Raw genomic sequence first — 20,083 nt, forward strand, 5'->3', positions numbered from 1 at the left:
TTTGCTGGCCACCTCAGTACCTGAATATGAGCTGCACATGGATATGATGGCTGCCGGTATTGCAAACGACAGGGTATTTTATGAGAAAGTAGATTCGTTGGCTATGAAGCTGGCGCAGTTATACCCGGATAGATCTGCGCAGGAATTTTCACGTATGCTGCGCGATGCCCGTAAGGATGGTTCGCGCTACCAGTTAATACGCCGCCGTGTAACCCACCAGGAACTAAAGCAGATACGCCAGTTCCCGATATTTAACCTGGGTAAATACAAAGGCGGTTTAATAGTGCTGCAGCAAAACAAGCGGATATTGCCTTTTCAGTCGCTAGCGGCACGTACCATAGGTTATAAAAATGCCAATGTTAAAAACGGTGTTGGGTTAGAGGGTGCTTACGCCAGCTATATTAATGGCGAAAGCGGCAAGCGTTTAATGCAGCGTATTGCGGGCGGCGTTTATATGCCGGTAAATAATGGCGAAGAAGAAATTGCGGCTAAGGATGGATCAGATATTATATCAACCATTGATGTTAACTACCAGGATGTTGCGCAGGACGCTCTTAAAAAGCAACTGATAAAAAGCCAGGCCGATCACGGCTGCGTGGTGTTGATGGAAGTAGCCACCGGTGAAATAAGGGCCATTGCCAATTTTACCCGCACCAAGGATGGCGATTATAAAGAGATGCTTAACTATGCCATAAGCGATGCCGCCGAACCGGGATCGACATTTAAACTGGCATCGTACATGACGGCTATTGATCAGCATAAAATAGATACGGGAACACTGCTTGATGCCATGCACGGCCACTATGATATGATAAACCCACGCAATGGCAAAGTAGTATTAAAAATACGCGATGCCGAAGACGAGGGTGGGGTAATGAGCGCGCGCCGTGCATTTGAAAAATCATCAAACGTGGCGGTGGCACGTATGATATATGCCAACTATCATGATAACCCGCGCGAGTTTACTGATAAGCTTTACAGCTATCATCTTAATGAAAAAGATAGTTTACAAATACCAGGCGAAGGTGCGCCCCGCATAAAAAACCCTGATTCGAGAGATTGGAACAAATTGCAGTCATTATCGCAAATGGCTTACGGCTACGAGTCAAAACTTACGCCGTTGCAAATGCTTACTTTTTATAACTCGGTAGCTAATAATGGTAAAATGATAGCCCCGCTTTTTGTGCGCGAGATACGCCATTTAGAAAATACGGTTGAGCGTTTTCAGGCGCGCGTTATAAATCCGCAGGTATGCTCGCCGGCCACATTGGCTAAAATGCGTGGTATGCTGGAAGGGGTAGTATTAGAGGGCACAGGTAAATTGGTTATAAAAAATGATCTGTATAGTGTTGCAGGTAAAACAGGCACCGCGCAAATAGCAAATGGTTCAAAAGGGTACGGGGCCAAAAACTCACACCAGGCATCCTTTTGCGGATATTTCCCGGCCGACCATCCTAAATATTCCATGATCGTGGTAATACATGATCCTACCGTTGGTTCGCATTTAGCGGCATGGGTAGCAGGACCTGTATTCAGAGAAATTGCCGATAGGGTGTACTCAACCGACCTTGAAATCAATCAAAAGCCGCAGCTTAGGCTGGTAGGCAATACCAATCCGCCTAAAGTAAAACAAGGCAATAGTAAGGCATTAAAACAGGTATTTGAAAAACTGGGTGTAAAACCGCTGTATGCCTATGCTGCCAATAATAGCGTAGATACCAGCAACGGCGTACCCTATGCCGAGGTGCAATATAAAAGTGGGACTGTACCATCAGTAACCGGTATGGGTTTAAGCGACGCCCTGTATTTATTAGGCAACGCGGGTTATAAAGTTAGTGTACACGGTAGTGGTGCGGTTAAAAGCCAATCGGTAACGGGTGGCAGTATGATACCAAAAGGATCAAAAATAATATTAGAGTTGGAATGAGGCAGTTAAGTGACATATTACAGGGTTTACCTTTTACCGAACTACAGGGCAGTGCCGATGTAACTATCAGCACCGTTGTGTTCGATTCGCGTAAGGTAGTGCCGGGTTGCTTATTTGTTGCCGTACGGGGCACCGTGGTTGATGGGCATGACTATATTGAACAAGCCGTTAAAAATGGTGCTGCTGCTGTAATATGCGAAGAATTACCCGCCCACGTAACCGGCGAGGTTGACTTTTTAATGGTGGCCAATTCGGCTATAGCATTGGGTGTAGTATCGGCTAATTTTTACGATAACCCATCTAAAAAATTAAAGCTGGTAGGTGTAACCGGTACTAATGGTAAAACAACAGTGGCTACATTGTTGTACCAGTTGTTTCGTGATCTGGGTTATAAATGCGGCTTGCTGTCAACCGTAGAGAACCAAATTAACGAAAAGATCATCCCATCAACCCATACTACACCCGACCCGGTGGAACTGAACAGTTTATTGGATGATATGGTGGCCCAGGGCTGCGACTATTGCTTTATGGAAGTAAGTTCGCACGCGGTAGCGCAGCACCGTATTGAGGGGCTGAGCTTTACCGGCGGCATATTTACCAATTTAACGCACGACCATTTAGACTATCATAAAACCTTTGATAACTACCTGAAGGCTAAAAAAGCCTTTTTTGATGGTTTGCCTAAAAACGCGTTCGCGCTTACCAATAATGACGACCGTAACGGTAGCGTAATGCTGCAAAATACTAAGGCCCATAAAAAAACTTATGGTTTAAAAACCATGGCCGATTATAAAGCTAAAATACTGGAGAACCAGTTTGGCGGCTTATTGCTCAATATTGATAACGAGGAGGTTTGGTGTAAAATGGTAGGCAGCTTTAATGCTTATAATTTGCTGGCAGTTTTTGCTACCGCGATGCTATTGGATCAGGACAGATCAAAAGTTTTAACGTCGTTAAGCAAGCTATCAGGCGCCGAGGGGCGGTTTGATTATACCGTTGGCCCTAATAAGATCATCGGCATAGTTGACTACGCGCATACGCCCGACGCAGTAAAGAATGTATTAAGCACCATTCATGATATACGTAATACCAACGAGAAAGTAATAACCGTAATAGGCTGTGGCGGCGACCGTGACAAGACCAAACGCCCTATAATGGCCAAAGTGGCCTGCGAATGGAGCGATAAGGTGATATTAACTGCTGATAATCCGCGTTCGGAAGACCCGGCTGCTATTATTAAAGATATGGAGCAGGGCGTTGACGCGGCATTTAAAAGGATTACTGTAAGTATTACCGATAGACGCGAAGCCATAAAAACTGCCTGTATGCTGGCGCAACCAGGAGACATCATCCTGTTAGCCGGTAAGGGCCACGAAAAATATCAGGAAATTAAAGGTGTAAAAAATCACTTTGACGATAAAGAAGAGTTGCTGAACCAATTTAAATTAATGGGATAAATGCTATACTATTTATTTACCTACTTGTATAAAGAATACCATATCCCCGGAACGGGTGTATTTCAATACATCACATTCCGCATGGCTATGGCAGTTATTACATCATTGCTAATAACCACGGTATATGGCCGCAGATTGATAGATTATTTGCGCTTTAAACAGGTTGGCGAAACAGTTAGAAATTTAGGTTTGGAAGGTCAAATGCAAAAAGCAGGTACGCCTACAATGGGTGGTATCATAATTATTTTAGGTGTATTGGTGCCTACGTTGCTGTTTGCCAAATTGGATAATATATACATTATACTAATGCTGGTTACTACAGTTTGGCTGGGTGCTATTGGTTTTTTGGATGATTATATTAAAGTATTTAAAAAAAATAAAGAGGGTTTAGCAGGTCGGTTTAAAATTACCGGACAAGTTGGCCTGGCATTGATCATTGGATTTACTATGTATAGTAACCCCGATATTGTAATACGCCAGGAGGTATCCCTGCCTATTAAATATGATGCCCCGGTTGCCTTCCACATTAAAAATAATAAGGCTGTTTATACGCAGGATGTAAAATCGACGCATACAACGATGCCATTTTATAAAAACAATGAGTTTGATTATGGCAAGGTGCTTAAGTTTTTAGGGCCTGGTTACGAACGCTACACGTTGATAGTGTTCATGCTTTTCATGATCATCATAATCACTGCGGTATCAAACGGGGCCAATATAACTGATGGTATTGACGGGCTGGCAACAGGGACATCGGCTATTATAGGATTTACACTGGCTATACTGGCCTATGTGTCGGGCAACGTGTTTTTCTCCGATTATCTGAACATTATGTATATCCCCGACTCGGGCGAGCTGGTAATTTTTGCCGGTGCCTTTGTGGGTGCTTGTGTAGGTTTTTTATGGTACAATGCCTATCCAGCGCAGGTATTTATGGGCGATACGGGCAGTTTGACCATAGGCGGTATCATAGCTGTATTTGCCATTATGATACGAAAGGAACTACTGGTGCCATTACTATGCGGCATATTCCTGCTGGAAAACCTGTCGGTGATACTACAGGTATCATGGTTCAAATTCACCAAAAAAAGATATGGCGAGGGCCGCAGGATATTCCTGATGTCGCCTATACATCACCATTATCAAAAAAAGGGCTTTCATGAGGCCAAGATCGTAACACGGTTCTGGATCATTGGCATTATGCTGGCTATATTGACAATTATAACATTGAAGTTGAGATAAAGCCCCCTAACCCCTAAAGGGGGAACAATGGTGGATATAAAGATTGAAGATTGTAAAGTGGCATAAGAATCATGCAAATCATTTAATCACATAAATCAGCGGTTCAGACAAATGGATAACAAAAACAACATACACTTTCAAAAGCACCCCCTTCAGGGGGCGGGGGGGGAGAGGCTTGCCATCCTTGGTGCCGGCGAAAGCGGTGTGGGTGCAGCATATCTTGCCCAACAGCAGGGGTATGATGTTTTTGTGTCAGATTTTTGTGCCATTGCCCACAACTATAAAAAGCAATTGCAGGATTGGAACATCCGCTTTGAGGAGCAGCAGCATACCGAAGCCGAGATATTGAAAGCAGTTGAAGTGATAAAAAGCCCTGGTATACCTGACAAGGCACCTATCATAAAAAAAATTAAAGAAAATAATATACCCGTTATATCCGAAATTGAGTTTGCGGGTAGATATACCGATGCAAAGATAATTGGCATAACCGGCTCAAACGGTAAAACCACAACTACCAGTTTAACCTACCATATATTAAAAAATGGCGGCTTAAATGTGGGCTTGGCAGGTAACATAGGTAAAAGCTTTGCCTACCAGGTAGCTACCGAAAAATTTGATTGCTACGTACTGGAACTGAGCAGCTTTATGCTGGATGATATGTACCAATTTAAGATAGATATAGCGGTGTTGCTAAATATAACACCAGATCACCTGGACCGCTACGATTATAAGCTGGAGAATTACGCGGCATCAAAATTTAGGGTTGTACAAAATCAAACGGGCGACGACATATTTATTTATTGCGCCGATGATCCCGAAACTATAAAAGGCATGGCGGGCCATACATTTTCGGCCATGCAGTTACCATTTTCTATTGAAAAAAAAATTGAACAGGGAGCATATCTCGAAAACGACAATATTGTCATAAACACACACCAACAACATTTCACAATGTCAATTACAGAACTGGCCCTGCAAGGCAAGCACAATATTTACAACTCGATGGCATCGGGTATTGTAGCCAAGGTGCTCGAATTACGCAATGATACCATTCGCGAAAGCATGGGCTCATTTAAAAATATTGAGCATAGGCTGGAGTTTGTGGGTAAAATATCAGGCATTACGTTCATTAATGATTCAAAGGCTACCAACGTTAACTCGACATGGTATGCTTTGGAGAGCATGACCAGTGATGTGGTGCTAATATTAGGCGGCGTTGATAAAGGTAATGACTACAATATGCTGAAGGACCTTGTAAAACAAAAGGTAAAAGCCATAGTGTGTTTAGGTAAAGATAACAAGCGTATACACGAGGCTTTTGAGGATGATGTGGATATTATTGTAAATACGACATCAGCAGCAGAAGCAGCACAGGTGGCTTACCATTTATCAGAAAAAGGAGATACGGTATTACTATCACCCGCCTGCGCCAGTTTTGATCTGTTTAAGAATTATGAAGACAGGGGCAACCAGTTTAAGGAAGCAGTGAAGGAGCTTTAGCCCCCTAACCCCCTGAAGGGGGAACAAAAGGGCTTAAATAAAATATTAATTAACAACAAACTCCCCCTCTAGGGGGATGGGGGGCAAATGAACCAGATAATAAGTAATTTAAAAGGAGACCGATGGATATGGCTGATAGTTGTATTGCTGTCGCTTATTTCTTTACTTTCTGTTTATAGCGCTATTGGTACACTTGCCTATAAGCGTGGTGTAGGTGTTGAATCTATTTTGATGAAGCACCTGGCTATGGTTATTGGCGGCATAGCGTTGATGTACATTTCGCATAAGCTGGATTACCGTTATTATTCCGGAATTTCCAAATTGCTGATGATCATTACCATTCCGTTGTTAGTATATACCCTTGTTTTTGGCAGCCATGTAAATGATGCCAGCCGGTGGATAGCTATACCCGGCACCGGATTAAGTTTCCAAACTTCGGATTTGGCTAAGCTGGCATTAATAACATACCTGGCACGCTCCCTATCGCGTAAGCAGGAAAATATTAAGGATGTAAAACAATCATTCATCCCAATTATGGGGGCAGTGTGCGTAGTATTTATATTGATTGCGTTGGCCAACCTTTCAACAGCGTTAATGCTGTTTGGTGTAAGTGTATTGTTATTAATAATTGGTCGTATAAGTATTAAACAAATAGCTATAGTTTGTTTGGCGGGTGCCGTGTTATTGGCCGGGGTTATCTTTCTGGGACCACGCAGGCATACTTATACATCGCGTATACAAACCTTTTTACATCCCGAAAAAGCCGACCCTGATAAATCATTCCAGGCAGATCACGCCCGTATTGCCATAGCTACGGGCGGGTTGTTTGGCAAAGGCCCCGGCAAAAGCACCGAAGTAAACTATTTACCCGAAGCATACTCGGATGAGATATATGCTATTATAGTTGAGGAATATGGTTTGGTAGGCGGCATAACTTTGATATGTATTTACCTGTTTTTGCTATACCGTTGCGTAAAAATTGTAACCAAAGCGCCAAAGGCATTTGGGGCATTGCTGGCAGCGGGTTTAAGTTTTAGTTTAACTATACAGGCCTTCGCCAATATGGCGGTGGCGGTGCATTTGGGCCCGGTAACTGGTGTGCCGCTGCCGTTTGTAAGCATGGGTGGTACATCCATGTTGTTTACCAGTGTGGCCTTTGGCATTATATTATCAGTAAGCAGGGATATTGACGAGCCTAAAAAAGTAGTGGTGGGAGAGATAAGGGAAGCTGCGGCGTAGCCGCAGTGATTAGAGATTAGTAATTAGAGAGTAGTTTGGAATAATTAAACCAGTGTAATCAAATAATATCAGTGAAATCAAGTAAAAGGATCATCATCAGCGGCGGCGGTACAGGAGGGCATATCTTCCCGGCTATTGCTGTTGCCAATGCTTTGAAAAGACTTGATCCGGCTATTGAAATATTATTTGTTGGTGCCAACGGCCGCATGGAAATGGATAAAGTACCCGCGGCGGGCTATAAAATTATTGGGTTAGATATACAAGGTATACAGCGCAAATCTATCTGGAAAAACATCATGTTCCCCATCAAGTTGTATAACAGTGTACATAAGTCGATAAAAATTATAAAAGATTTTAAACCCGATGCTGTGGTAGGTGTTGGTGGTTATGCGTCGGGACCATTATTGTATGCGGCATCATTACGGGGCGTGCCTTATTTGATACAGGAGCAAAACTCCTACGCCGGTATAACTAATAAATGGCTGGGTGGTAAGGCCCAGAAAATATGTGTAGCGTTTGATGGTATGGAAAAGTTTTTCCCTGCCGATAAGATCATCAAAACAGGCAACCCAATTCGTAAAGAGTCGGTTGCAATTGAGGGTAAGCACTTACAGGCAATTGAGTCATTTAACCTATCGCCCCAAAAAAAGACCATATTGGTAACAGGCGGCAGTTTGGGTGCACGCACACTCAACAATAGCGTGATGGGTGGCTTGAAAAAACTGGTAAATGCCGATGTACAGGTTATATGGCAAACAGGTAAGTTTTATTATAAAACCATTACGGAGCAATTGGGCGATCATATCCCCAATATTAAAATAATGGAGTTTGTAAATCGTATGGATCTGGCTTACGCTGCCGCGGATATTATTATATCAAGAGCAGGTGCGGGCACCATTGCCGAATTATGTGTGGTTAAAAAGCCTGTTATACTGGTGCCATCGCCAAACGTGGCCGAGGACCATCAAACCAAGAACGCGTTAGCACTGGTAGGCGAGCAGGCCGCCGTTTTTGTGGCCGACAGGGATGCCGAAGCCAACCTGATTGAGAAAGCAATTGAACTATTAAACGACAAAGAAAAACAAAAAATATTAAGCGATAACATTGGTAAAATGGCTATGCCAAATGCCGATGAGGTGATTGCGAAAGAGGTTATCCAAATAACAAATAACAATTAAATCTCAAGGCCCTCTTTTCCAAAAGGAGAGGGCCTTTTAAAAAAGAAAATGGAATTAAACAACATACAACGCGTTTATCTAGTGGGCATAGGGGGCATAGGCATGAGCGGCCTTGCGCGCTATTTTGCACATTTAGGCTATATTGTATGTGGTTATGATAAAACCCCTACCGACTTAACTGATGCATTAAGGAACGAGGGCATACAAGTGGTTTTTGACGACAGTAGCGAACTGATACCCAAAAGTTTCAGGGATAATGATGAAGGAACGCTTATTATTTATACTCCAGCTATCCCCAAAGATTCGGATATACTGAACTTTTTCCAGCGGAAAGGTTTTAACCTGTATAAACGGTCGCAGGTGCTGGGGCTTATCAGCAAAAGCAAGTTTACTATTGCGGTTGCCGGTACGCATGGTAAAACCACCACCAGTTGTATGGTAGCGCATATCCTTAAAGATTCGGGTACAGACTGCTCGGCTTTTTTAGGAGGGATAGCATCCAACTACCAAACTAATGTGTTGTTTGGTAATAATGATATTGTGGTGGTTGAGGCCGATGAGTATGACCGTTCGTTTTTAACATTATACCCTGATACGGCCATCATTACCTCTATGGATGCCGACCACCTGGATATTTACGGCGATCATAGTCAACTTACCGAATCTTTCCAACTATTTGCCGGGCAGATAAAAAGTGGCGGCACATTAATACACTACAAGGGCTTGCCGTTAAACGGCGGAGTAAATTATAGTATTGATGGCGATGCCGATGCGATGGCGTTAAACATACGGGTGGAGAATGGCGACTTTTATTTCGATTTTAAAAACAGCCAAACCAGTATAGCCAATATTAAACTGGGCATAGCCGGGTTACACAACATTGCCAATGCCGTTGCCGCAATTGAGGCTACATTGCGTTTAGGTGTTGATGTTGAATTGATAAAAGCGGCTTTAACTTCATTTAAAGGTGTTAAACGCCGTTTTGAATATATTGTAAAGAACGACCGGCATATTTATATTGATGATTATGCGCATCACCCCGAAGAGTTGCGGGCGGCCATATCATCTATAAAAAAATTATACCCGTATAAAAAACTGACCGCCATTTTTCAGCCGCATTTATATACGCGTACCCGTGATTTTGCTGATGGCTTTGCCGAGGTGCTGGATATAGTTGACGAGTTGATCATGTTGGATATTTACCCCGCGCGTGAGCTGCCGATTGAAGGGGTTGATTCGGTAATGATATTGGATAAAATGAAATTGACCAACAAGCAATTATGTGGAAAACAAGAGGCTATAGCGTTAATAAAATTTGAAAAACCTGAGTTACTTTTATCAGTTGGCGCAGGCGACATTGATACGTTGGTACAACCTTTAAAATCGATACTTGAAAATGTTTAAAAAACCTATTTGGCGGCATGTTTTAATTGGTTTTGCCTGGCTTATAAGCCTGGGCGGATTGGTTACGCTAATGAGTTTTATTGAAATAAAAAAAGCAGGCGTGGTTTGTAAAGATGTTAAAATATATATACCCGGCAATCAGTATTTTATTGACAAGCAGCAGGTAGAAAATATTTTAAAGTTTAGCAGCAATACATTGGTAGGCCGTAAACTTGATAATATTAATATACATGAACTGGAACTTAAACTAAAAGCAAATCCATTTGTGGCGTATGCCAAGGTATATGCTGATATGGATGGCATTGTGTGGATAGAGATAAACCAGCGCAGGCCCATATTACGCATACTTAACCAGTTTGATCAGGACTTTTACGTAGATGAGTCTGGCCTAAAGCTACCCTTATCTGATAATTTTACGGCGAACGTATTGGCGGCCAACGGATATATAGAGGAGGTTTTTTCGGGCAGGGTTGATACCCTGAAAACCCCATTGGCAAAAGATATTTTTAAAACAATTGATTTTATACGCAAAGATTCACTTTGGAATGCGCAGATAGCGCAGGTATATGTTAACCAAAACCATGAAATTGAATTGATACCCCGTGTAGGCAACCAGCGCATTTTGCTGGGCAATGCCGACTCGCTTGAGGTTAAGTTTCATAACCTGATGGCATTTTACAAACAGGCGTTACCACAGGTTGGTTGGAATGCTTATAAAACCATCAATATTAAATACGCCAACCAGGTAATAGGTATAAAATATACAAAGGAAGATTCATTGAGGTTAGCTAAACCTGTTGTTGATTCCGCTAAATTAAGTACAGACACATCTCTAATAAAGCACTAATATGGACAAGAGTTCGACACAAGAAAAAAGTTCGCCAATTGTAGTGGGATTGGACATAGGCACCACTAAAATATGCGCAATTGTTGGCCGTCGCAGTAAAAACGGAAAAATTGAGGTATTAGGAATTGGCAAAGCCGAGTCGGCAGGTGTAACCCGCGGTATGGTTTCAAATATTGATAAAACTGTACAGGGCATTACCGCGGCGGTTGAAATTGCCGGCACACAATCAAACGTAGAAATACGCGTAGTTAATGTAGGTATTGCCGGACAACACATTAAAAGTTTGCAGCACCGGGGTTTAATAACCCGTCGCGATCTGCAATCGGAAATATCCCGTAAGGATATTGATAAACTGGTTGAAGATATGTATAACCTGGTAATGCCTCCGGGCGAGGAGATCATCCACGTTTTGCCGCAGGAATTTACGGTTGACAGCGAGCCGGGAATTAAAGATCCTATTGGTATGGCAGGGGTGCGTTTGGAAGCCAATTTCCATATCATATCCGGCCAGGTTACCGCTATCAAAAACATTGTAAAATGTGTAAATAAAGCCAACCTGGAGAGCCAGGAACTGATACTGGAGCCTTTGGCATCGTCTGAATCGGTTTTAAGCGAGGAAGAAAAAGAAGCCGGCGTGGTATTGGTGGATATTGGTGGAGGTACTACAGACGTGGCTATTTTTCACGAAGGCATTATACGCCATACCGCAGTTATTCCGTTTGGCGGTAATAGTGTAACCGAGGATATCCGCGAGGGTTGCTCAGTAATGCGTAACATAGCCGAGCAGTTAAAAGTGCGTTTCGGATCTGCTTTAGCTGAAGAAAATAAAGAGAACGAGATAGTTTGTGTGCCTGGTTTACGCGGCCGCGAACCAAAAGAAATATCAGTTAAAAACCTGGCGTTTGTTATCCAGGCCCGTATGGAAGAGATCGTAGAGCATGTGTATTATGAGATCAAATCATCCGGGTACGAGAAAAAGCTGATTGCCGGTATAGTTATAACAGGTGGTGGCGCGCAGTTAAAGCACTTGCCGCAACTGGTTGAGTTTGTTACCGGGTTAGATTGCCGTGTAGGATATCCTAACGAGCATTTGGCCAAAAACGAAGTGCTGCCTAAAAATGTGTACGAAGAGATGCAGAGCCCAACCTTTGCAACAGGTATAGGTTTGTTGATAAAAGGTATACAAAAAATGGAGTATACCGGCATTGTTGCCGTGCCCGAAGCATCGGCAGCAAAAATCGAAAAAACCAAATATGCCGATGATAAAAAGTTTGGTCTGTTTGGTAAAATACTGGAAAGCGGAAAGAAATTTATTAAAGACGATATTAAGGACGAAGACTTTTTGAAATAGGTAGCCTCACCCAAATCCTCCCCGGAAGAGAGGGCTTAAAAAGTCTCCCCTACCGGTGGAGATTTAGAGGGGGCTAAGTACTTATTCACAACCTTTCAATTTTTCCACATTATGCACAAATGTGGAAAAAGGTTGTTGAAAAAGTCATATTATTACAATGGTGAAATATAAATATTCGTCAAACTACATATAGCTGAAAAACAAGGATTATGCAATTTGAGATGTTAAAAGAAAAGTCGTCTATCATCAAGGTTATTGGTGTTGGCGGCGGCGGTGGTAACGCGGTAAACCACATGTACAAGCAAGGTATTACAGGTGTTGATTTCATAATCTGTAATACAGATGCCCAGGCATTGGAGTTAAGCCCTATACCTAACAAGGTACAACTTGGCGCCAGCCTTACCGAAGGTATGGGAGCCGGTTCAATACCCGAAGTTGGAAAAAATTCAGCTATAGAAAATATTGACGACATTAAGCAGATGCTGGGCAGCAATACCAAAATGTTGTTTATTACAGCAGGTATGGGTGGCGGTACCGGTACCGGCGCCAGCCCTATTATTGCCAAAGCTGCCCGCGAAATGGATATATTAACCGTAGGTATTATAACTACCCCTTTCAGTTTTGAAGGCAAGCGTCGTAAAATGCAGGCCGAAGAAGGTATGGCCGAGTTGAAAAAATATGTCGATTCGTTCCTGGTGATATCAAATGACAGGCTACGCCAAATATTTGGTAACCTTACCCTGGGTTCGGCATTTGCACAGGCTGACGATATTTTAACTACAGCAGCCAAAGGTATTGCCGAGATCATTACATTACCGGGCTATATAAACGTCGACTTTAAAGATGTGCGTACGGTGATGAAAGACAGTGGCGTATCTATAATGGGCAGCTCGGCTGCCGAAGGCGAGAACCGCGCACTTAAGGCGGTTGAAGGTGCTTTATCATCACCATTATTAAAAGATAACGAAATTGAGGGGGCACGTTATATCCTGCTTAACATCAGTTCGGGCGAAAAGGAAGTAACCATGGATGAAGTGAGCATAATTACCGATTATATACAGGAAGAAGCAGGTTTAGCTGCCGATTTGATATGGGGTAACTGCCGCGATGAAAGTTTGGGCGAAAAATTATCAGTTACTATTATAGCAACCGGTTTCCAAACTAAAGATGAGCGCGAGCAGGAACAAAGCACCAAAAAAATAGTATCAATGCTGGTGCCTGACGCGCCATTGGTTAGGCCGGTAAATGAATTTATTACCCCGGTTAGCAGCGGTACAACTGCCGAGCCTTATATTAAACAAAGTAAAGAAGAACAAATACAAGCTGATCTGTTTGATCTGTTTGGCAACTCGCCCGAGGCTAACGCGGTTATATTTAATATGGATGATATCCATAACGACGAAGTTGAAATGGAAGCCGAGTCAGCCATGCCAGAGATGACCTTTAAACTGGCCGACCCGGAAGTGTTTATGGAACAGGGCGAAACCATAGTTACCTTTGAATCTCCTGTTGCCGAGGAGGAACCTGAACCGGAAATAGTTGCCGGTGCTGATGATAACAAAACGAATGAATCTATCGAGGAACAGTTGCGTAAATCGCGCGAGCGTATTATGCGCCTTAAAGATCTGAGTATGAAACTGCGTACAGGTAACATACAGGAGTTAGAAAATGTTCCGGCCTACAAGCGCAAAGAAATAGCCTTGCAGCAAACACCTGCCAGCGATGAGAGCCAAATATCGCGCTTCTCCTTATTGCCTGATGATGAGGGTAAAATAGAGATACGCGACAGCAACTCGTTTTTGCATGATAATGTAGATTAGTAAATGGATGATGGTTCATTGTTCATAGTATTTGGGAGACACTGAGGTGTCTCCTTTTTCATTTTACAGGAATTCCATGAACCATGAATTGTCATCTATCAACTTAAAAAATTATATTTGTAAATTAAACAAAGAGTACATTGGATTTATTTGATAAGATAACACAAAGTATGGGCGGTCCTCTCGGACAGCATCAAAAATGGTCGCACGGGTATTTTTCATTCCCACGTTTGGAGGGCGAGATAGGCGCGCACATGCAATTTAACGGCAAAGAACACCTGGTTTGGAGTTTGAATAATTATTTAGGTTTAGCCAATCATCCGGAAGTGCGCGAGGCCGACGCCCAGGGCGCTGCCGATTTTGGATTGGCTTACCCTATGGGTGCCCGTATGATGTCGGGTAACTCGATACATCACGAAAATTTAGAGCAGGAACTGGCCGCATTTGTAGGCAAACAGGATGCATTTCTATTAAATTATGGCTACCAGGGCATGTTGTCAATTATCGACTCGCTGGTGGGCCGTAATGACGTTATAGTATATGATGCCGAATCGCATGCCTGTATAATTGATGGTTTACGTTTGCACGTAGGTAAACGTTTTGTTTACCAGCATAACGATATAGAAAGCTGCGAAAAGCAATTACAGCGCGCCACTAAATTAACTGAGCAATCAGGCGGCGGCATATTGCTGATAACCGAAGGTGTTTTTGGCATGTCGGGCGTACAGGGCGACCTGAAGGCTATCATTGCCCTTAAACAAAAATATAATTTCCGGATATTGGTTGATGATGCGCATGGCTTTGGTACCATGGGTAAAACCGGTGCAGGTACGCATGAGGAACAGGATTGTATTGATGGTGTGGATGTTTATTTTGCAACTTTTGCCAAATCAATGGCTGGTATTGGCGCTTTTGTAGCGGCCGATAAACAGGTGGTTGATTATCTGCGCTATAATATGCGGTCGCAAATATTTGCCAAATCATTGCCCATGCCAATGGTAATGGGTATAAAAAAGCGATTTGAATTGTTAAAATCACAGCCGCAACTACGCGAAAAGCTATGGCTTATAGTTAATACACTGCAAAATGGTTTAAAAGAGCGCGGTTTTAATATAGGCAATACCAATACCATGGTAACCCCGGTATTTTTAGAGGGCGACCTAAATGAGGCCACCGCCTTAACCCGCGATCTGCGCGAAAACTACGGCATATTTTGTTCAATAGTAATATACCCGGTTATACCAAAGGGTTTAATATTGCTGCGTTTAATACCAACCGCCGCCCATTCATTAGAGGATGTGCAGCGTACGCTTGATGCTTATAGTGAAATGGGCGAAAAATTGAAAGCCGGTTATTATAAAAAAAATAAAATGGCTGTAACGCAATAATAGCTATATAAAATAAGAAGGCTCTCTGTATATAGCAGTGAGCCTTCTTATTTTATATAGATATTATATTAATTATTATAATAGTATTGATAAAAAAATAAGTTCAATAATGCAAACACTTATAAACTTTACTACTATAAATAAATACTTTTAACTTGATATTATTAACTACAATGTGGTTAATAATGTGTGTTTAATATTTGTATTAAAATAATAAATTATAAAAATAATATTTAATAGTGTGATTTTAATAATATTGAGTTAAAATGTGTGGAAAAAAATACTTGATGTAGTCGTATTTTTATTGTGCGAAAGTTTTTTTTAAAAAAAAACTTTTTTAGATTAGCTTAACTAAAACAATAAACCTCAAAAACCTAAAGGAGTAATTAAATGAAAAAATTTACTGAAGTAAAGAAATTGATCGAATCACTCGAAGCTGATGCCGACAAATTTTACAACAAGGGTAACAGTGCAGCCGGTACCCGTGTACGTAAAGGTATGCAAGACCTTAAAAATTTAGCGCAATCTATCCGTTTAGAAGTTCAGGATGCTAAGAACAAAGCCGCTAAATAAAAAGAGACTTTAAGATTTTGATTTAAAACCCGGCTGCACGCAGCGGGGTTTTTTTATGCGGTAATTTTTTGAGTTTCTTTGATGATCTGTTGTGCAGTGTTATCACTTACCTGTACTAAAGGCAAGCGTAAAGTATCACCACATACACCTAATTGTTTAAGCGCGGTTTTAACACCTGCAGGGTTGCCTTCAACAAACATTAAGCGGGTAAATTCAACCAGGTTATAATGGCCCTTTTGGGCACTTTTAAAATCACCTTTAAGCGCAATGCGTATCATGTCTGATAACTGGCGCGGTAATACATTGCCAATTACTGATATTACACCTACTCCACCAATTGCCATCATGGGCAGGGCCACTGCATCATCACCTGATATTAATAAAAAATCTTCCGGTTTATCACGGGCTATATGGTTAAACTGTTCAAAGTTGCCCGATGCTTCTTTAATGCCAAAAATATTCTTAAAATCATTAGCCAACCTAATTGTAGTATCGGCACTGATGTTGCTGCCTGTACGGCCCGGTACGTTATACAACATTACCGGTAATGGCGAGTTTTGCGCGATAGCTTTATAATGTTGGTAGATACCTTCCTGGGTTGGTTTATTATAATTAGGGCTTGCTGATAGGATGGCACTGTACCCGTTTGTATTAAATTGCTTTAATTCCTCAATTACTTCGGCTGTGTTATTACCGCCAATGCCGGCAACAAGCGGTAGGCGGCCATGATTAACCTCAGCAGTAAACGCCCAAACTTTCTTTTTTTCTTCGCTGGTTAATGTAACACTTTCGCCGGTGGTGCCTAATACTACCAGGTACTCCACGCCACCATCAATTACATAATTGATCAGGTTTTTTAACCCGTCATAATCCACTTGTCCATCTGCCTGAAAAGGGGTTACCAAAGCTATCCCTGTTCCGTAAAATTTGTTCATGTTTACCATTGAGGTTGCAAATATAATAATTAGGGTTGATGGTTCATAGTTCATAGATCATGGTTGATGATTCACTATGAACCATCAACCACCAACCATGAACCAACTTAAAACCCTATCCTTACCCGCACACCCGAAACTGTATTACTGCCACTGTTGAATGAGCGACCGTACATAATTCTTAAATTAAGGTATTGTACACCAAATGCAAGTTCGCTGTAATGTAGCAGGTTAGGGGTTGTGAGGTAGTTTATATTAGCAATTTCCTGCAACCTCAACTTGCGGATAAACGGTATCTTATTTAAAAAGAAACCCGAAAAATTTTGCTCAAAATGCCCCTCTATGTATTGCTTGCCTGTACTAAAGGTATAATAATCAAGCAGCAGGAACCTGGAAATACCTGATTGATAAAATAAAGTATGGTTACCTGCAAATTGTTTATAGTCGGGATAATATAAGTTGCTTGTATTAATAAATTTACCTGCGCCTATATAAAATGAAGTTTTACCATACATTCCCACATTGATATCTGATTTTGATATATCAGCGCTCACCAGATCGTAATTAACTACCGAGCCTAACGCGCCGTTTATACCCTTAACATAACTAAAACCAATGGTTGGGTATTTTGATAGCAGGTAACGTTTGCCTGCCGGGTAGGTTTCATACTTGTTGCTAAAATCATAGCTGGTGCGCAGGGTAAGCGTAAGTGCCTTGTTTTCCGGAAACAAGGGTACATCTGTAGCCTGGTTAAGCGGATTATTTGATGTGTACTCGTTATAAGCAGGTTTAAATATGCTGTATGCCGAGGCATTTGGCAGCCACCTGCGGTTGGCCCACTCAATATCTGCGCTGGCACGCCAGCCACCATATATGCGCCCGCTTAAAGCAATATTAACAAACTGTTTTTGATACAGCTTCTCAAAATTTTGTCGCAGCAGTAAACTGTGCACCATATTGTTAAATGTTGCTATTGATGTTGTTCGGTTAAGGTCAGTAATGTCTGATCCTCCGCTTATATTCAATGTAAAAGGATGTATTGGTATAGTTGCGTTTACGTTGGCATTAAGTAACTTATCTGCAAAACCATAGCGTACATGAGCGCCCAGGCGCAGGTAACGGTTATTTAGGGTATCAATTTGTTTGGTATAGCTTACACCATAGTTTATAGCAAAACCTTCAACGGTGTTAAACAGCAAAGCCCGTACTGGCGAATCAAAATGATAGGTTTCTTTTTCGTATCGATCACGTACGTTTATGCCTCCCAAAAGTAGCTTGCCCAGATTGAATTTATTATTAACCTTATCCAGCGAATCCAGATACTCCTTTGATTCGCGGTGTTTGGCTATTTTGTCTTTTTTAACATAATCGTTTTTTTCTTCTTCGGTAAGGGGCACAGGGCGTTCCTGTTCCCAATAGGCCGAATCTTTTTTGTTTACCTGCCGCGTAATGCGCAATACTTCGGCAAAATCCCTTTTATTTAAAGTAGGGTTAAGGTTATAATTTTTATAAACAGATATAAAGTAGCCGCCAAACTTAAAACCTAAAAGGCTACCCTTAAACTCGAAATTTATGGCAGATGGCATCCAGTTACTGCTGCCCACCGGGAAAAATTGTTGGCTCACCTTTAAGGTATCTACAAAATTAATATTGGCTTCTTTGGTAATATGCAGGTCAACGCCGTACAGCCGCCAGCTATTTTTTATAATGTAAATAATTCCCTTAAAACAGGGGTCGTACCGGCGTTTGGGTATTACCTGTATTTTGGCTATGGTTTCGCCATTCTCGGTAGTTTCGCCCAGTAGTTTATAGTTATAATAAAACAAAGCGCTCTCGGCAATGGGCGATATCAGCGGCCGATTGCTTAAACCCTGCCAGGTCTCAAAATTTTCATAAAAATTAACATTCAGGTCACTTACCCGGTTATAGCTAAAAGCACGGTTACGCCCCGATACTTTGGATGATAACATTTCCTCATGCACCTGCCCGGGGTATAGGTAACTGTATTTTGATTCTGTCTCTGATAAATAAATTATTCCCTTTCGGTTGGAGTCGAGCCCTATTTCGCGACCCAACTGGTCAATATCACGCCCCAAAAAGCGCTTGGGCGCGCCAAGCAGTTTTTGCAGTCCCTTTATATAAACTTCGCAAGTATAGGCTTTAACTTCATTTAAATAAGTTTTCCTTTTTTTAACCGCTTTGCGGATGATGGCGTAAGCCGGGTCCTCGCCGTTTGCAGTAATGGTTACATTTTGTAATTCATAAGTTTCGGTAATAAGTTGTACGTTAATGGTAGTTGCGGTTTTAACATTCAACTGCCGGGTTTCGGGTTTATAACCTACTGCCCTATATAAAGCTGTGTACTGACCGGGCTTTAATTGCAATGAATATTCGCCCTCAATATTGGCCGATGTACCTTGCGTGGTATTTTTAATATAGATGGAGGCAAAGGGTATAGGGTTTGATTTTTCGTCAGTTATTTTACCGCTTATACTAACCTGAGCCGATACAGGAAAACTAAGCGTAATAAAAAATAAGGATAAAAATAGTTTCATTAATAGGGGTAAGTTTACCGCTAATATGGATATTATTTGTTTAATGATGTTACAGTAAAGGTTAATAAATGTTAAAGCAGACTAAGATTTATAGGATTTAAAGAATTTATAGAATTACAGGTAGGGTTTTAAAATTGCAGAAAGCTACATTATACAATATCCTGTAATCTCATTAATTCTATAAATCTTAGTCAAGCAGCGCCATTAACTCAGTGTCGCTAATAATAGGTATATTAAGTTTGGTGGCCTTTTCCAGTTTTGACGGACCCATATTATCACCGGCTACCAGATAATTAAGCTTAGCCGATATACTACTTAATATTTTGCCGCCGTTTTGCTCAATAATGTCCTTCAGTTCATCTCTTGACCGCTCAAACGTGCCTGATATAATAAAGGTTTTACCGGCCAGTTTATTGCTTTGCAGATTAACCTCTTTCTCTTCGGCTATAAATTGCAGTCCGTAGGTCTTTAATTTTTCAATCTCTTCCAGGTGTTGTGGGTCGCTAAAATAGGCTATTATACTTTGCGCTATGCGTTCGCCAATTTCTTCGGCAACCACCAGTTGTTCAAAAGGGGCGGCAATAAGGTTATCAATAGTTTTAAAATGTTGGGTAAGTTTTTTGGCTACGGTTTCGCCAATGTAGCGTATACCCAAACCAAACAATAC

The 20,083-nt window shown here is 41.6% G+C and carries 15 protein-coding genes; 12 read left to right on the forward strand and 3 right to left on the reverse strand.

The genetic code is table 11. From position 1 onward, the window contains the following. The 12 genes from ABI367_RS12340 to ABI367_RS12395 form a co-directional block, all read left to right on the forward strand. Positions 1-1,927 (forward strand): penicillin-binding protein (locus ABI367_RS12340; RefSeq protein WP_462229428.1); only part of this gene is annotated, 1,927 nt, incomplete at its 5' end. Next, positions 1,924-3,384: a UDP-N-acetylmuramoyl-L-alanyl-D-glutamate--2,6-diaminopimelate ligase gene (locus ABI367_RS12345; RefSeq protein ID WP_462229430.1), complete on the forward strand. Its 1,461-nt coding sequence runs from the start codon at positions 1,924-1,926 to the stop codon at positions 3,382-3,384. The genes ABI367_RS12340 and ABI367_RS12345, both read left to right, overlap by 4 nt. Next, positions 3,385-4,626 (forward strand): phospho-N-acetylmuramoyl-pentapeptide-transferase, encoded by a 1,242-nt coding sequence (gene mraY / locus ABI367_RS12350; RefSeq protein WP_462229432.1) that lies wholly within the window; start codon positions 3,385-3,387, stop codon positions 4,624-4,626. A gap of 111 nt (positions 4,627-4,737) precedes the next feature. Then, the gene (murD, locus tag ABI367_RS12355) at positions 4,738-6,126 is read left to right on the forward strand and encodes a UDP-N-acetylmuramoyl-L-alanine--D-glutamate ligase (protein WP_462229434.1); all 1,389 of its coding nucleotides are present in this window, start codon (positions 4,738-4,740) and stop codon (positions 6,124-6,126) included. Between the two features lie 87 nt (positions 6,127-6,213). Then, positions 6,214-7,365: an FtsW/RodA/SpoVE family cell cycle protein gene (locus ABI367_RS12360; protein ID WP_462229436.1), complete on the forward strand. Its 1,152-nt coding sequence runs from the start codon at positions 6,214-6,216 to the stop codon at positions 7,363-7,365. A 71-nt stretch (positions 7,366-7,436) separates the two neighbouring features. Then, positions 7,437-8,543 (forward strand): undecaprenyldiphospho-muramoylpentapeptide beta-N-acetylglucosaminyltransferase, encoded by a 1,107-nt coding sequence (gene murG, locus ABI367_RS12365; protein WP_462229438.1) that lies wholly within the window; start codon positions 7,437-7,439, stop codon positions 8,541-8,543. Between the two features lie 48 nt (positions 8,544-8,591). Next, on the forward strand, positions 8,592-9,947 hold the full coding sequence (gene murC / locus ABI367_RS12370) for a UDP-N-acetylmuramate--L-alanine ligase (protein WP_462229440.1): 1,356 nt from the start codon (positions 8,592-8,594) through the stop codon (positions 9,945-9,947). After that, on the forward strand, positions 9,940-10,794 hold the full coding sequence (locus ABI367_RS12375) for a cell division protein FtsQ/DivIB (protein ID WP_462229442.1): 855 nt from the start codon (positions 9,940-9,942) through the stop codon (positions 10,792-10,794). The genes murC and ABI367_RS12375 overlap by 8 nt, the downstream gene beginning before the upstream one ends. A gap of 1 nt (position 10,795) precedes the next feature. Next, a complete protein-coding gene (gene ftsA, locus ABI367_RS12380) occupies positions 10,796-12,145 on the forward strand; it encodes a cell division protein FtsA (protein WP_462229444.1) in 1,350 nt (449 codons plus the stop codon). A gap of 209 nt (positions 12,146-12,354) precedes the next feature. Beyond that, positions 12,355-13,965 (forward strand): cell division protein FtsZ, encoded by a 1,611-nt coding sequence (gene ftsZ, locus ABI367_RS12385; RefSeq protein WP_462229446.1) that lies wholly within the window; start codon positions 12,355-12,357, stop codon positions 13,963-13,965. A gap of 140 nt (positions 13,966-14,105) precedes the next feature. Beyond that, positions 14,106-15,353 carry an aminotransferase class I/II-fold pyridoxal phosphate-dependent enzyme gene (locus ABI367_RS12390; RefSeq protein ID WP_462229448.1) on the forward strand — a complete coding sequence of 416 codons (1,248 nt, stop codon included), beginning with the start codon at positions 14,106-14,108 and terminating at the stop codon, positions 15,351-15,353. Between the two features lie 390 nt (positions 15,354-15,743). Then, positions 15,744-15,926 carry a histone H1 gene (locus ABI367_RS12395; RefSeq protein ID WP_462229451.1) on the forward strand — a complete coding sequence of 61 codons (183 nt, stop codon included), beginning with the start codon at positions 15,744-15,746 and terminating at the stop codon, positions 15,924-15,926. 53 nt (positions 15,927-15,979) lie between these two features. Here ABI367_RS12395 and dapA read toward each other — a convergent pair whose 3' ends face one another. From dapA to ABI367_RS12410, 3 genes are all read right to left on the reverse strand, one after another. Continuing rightward, complete coding sequence (gene dapA / locus ABI367_RS12400; protein WP_462229457.1) at positions 15,980-16,861, reverse strand: 4-hydroxy-tetrahydrodipicolinate synthase; 882 nt, start codon at positions 16,859-16,861, stop codon at positions 15,980-15,982. A 107-nt stretch (positions 16,862-16,968) separates the two neighbouring features. Continuing rightward, entirely contained in the window at positions 16,969-19,416 is a 2,448-nt protein-coding gene (locus ABI367_RS12405) for a DUF5686 and carboxypeptidase regulatory-like domain-containing protein (RefSeq protein WP_462229453.1), read from the reverse strand. 187 nt (positions 19,417-19,603) lie between these two features. Then, a partial coding sequence (locus tag ABI367_RS12410) for a helix-hairpin-helix domain-containing protein (RefSeq protein ID WP_462229455.1) occupies positions 19,604-20,083 on the reverse strand: 480 nt, incomplete at its 5' end.

The organism is Mucilaginibacter sp., assembly GCF_039935595.1.
Classification (GTDB): domain Bacteria; phylum Bacteroidota; class Bacteroidia; order Sphingobacteriales; family Sphingobacteriaceae; genus Mucilaginibacter.

What these genes read in the sequence shown, in the direction of transcription:
- ABI367_RS12345 (WP_462229430.1), top strand. Translation starts at nt 1,924, where the DNA reads ATGAGGCAGTTAAGTGACATATTACAGGGTTTACCTTTTACCGAACTA.
- mraY (WP_462229432.1), top strand. Translation starts at nt 3,385, where the DNA reads ATGCTATACTATTTATTTACCTACTTGTATAAAGAATACCATATCCCC.
- murD (WP_462229434.1), top strand. Translation starts at nt 4,738, where the DNA reads ATGGATAACAAAAACAACATACACTTTCAAAAGCACCCCCTTCAGGGG.
- ABI367_RS12360 (WP_462229436.1), top strand. Translation starts at nt 6,214, where the DNA reads ATGAACCAGATAATAAGTAATTTAAAAGGAGACCGATGGATATGGCTG.
- murC (WP_462229440.1), top strand. Translation starts at nt 8,592, where the DNA reads ATGGAATTAAACAACATACAACGCGTTTATCTAGTGGGCATAGGGGGC.
- ABI367_RS12375 (WP_462229442.1), top strand. Translation starts at nt 9,940, where the DNA reads ATGTTTAAAAAACCTATTTGGCGGCATGTTTTAATTGGTTTTGCCTGG.
- ftsA (WP_462229444.1), top strand. Translation starts at nt 10,796, where the DNA reads ATGGACAAGAGTTCGACACAAGAAAAAAGTTCGCCAATTGTAGTGGGA.
- ftsZ (WP_462229446.1), top strand. Translation starts at nt 12,355, where the DNA reads ATGCAATTTGAGATGTTAAAAGAAAAGTCGTCTATCATCAAGGTTATT.
- ABI367_RS12395 (WP_462229451.1), top strand. Translation starts at nt 15,744, where the DNA reads ATGAAAAAATTTACTGAAGTAAAGAAATTGATCGAATCACTCGAAGCT.
- dapA (WP_462229457.1), bottom strand. Translation starts at nt 16,861, where the DNA reads ATGAACAAATTTTACGGAACAGGGATAGCTTTGGTAACCCCTTTTCAG.
- ABI367_RS12405 (WP_462229453.1), bottom strand. Translation starts at nt 19,416, where the DNA reads ATGAAACTATTTTTATCCTTATTTTTTATTACGCTTAGTTTTCCTGTA.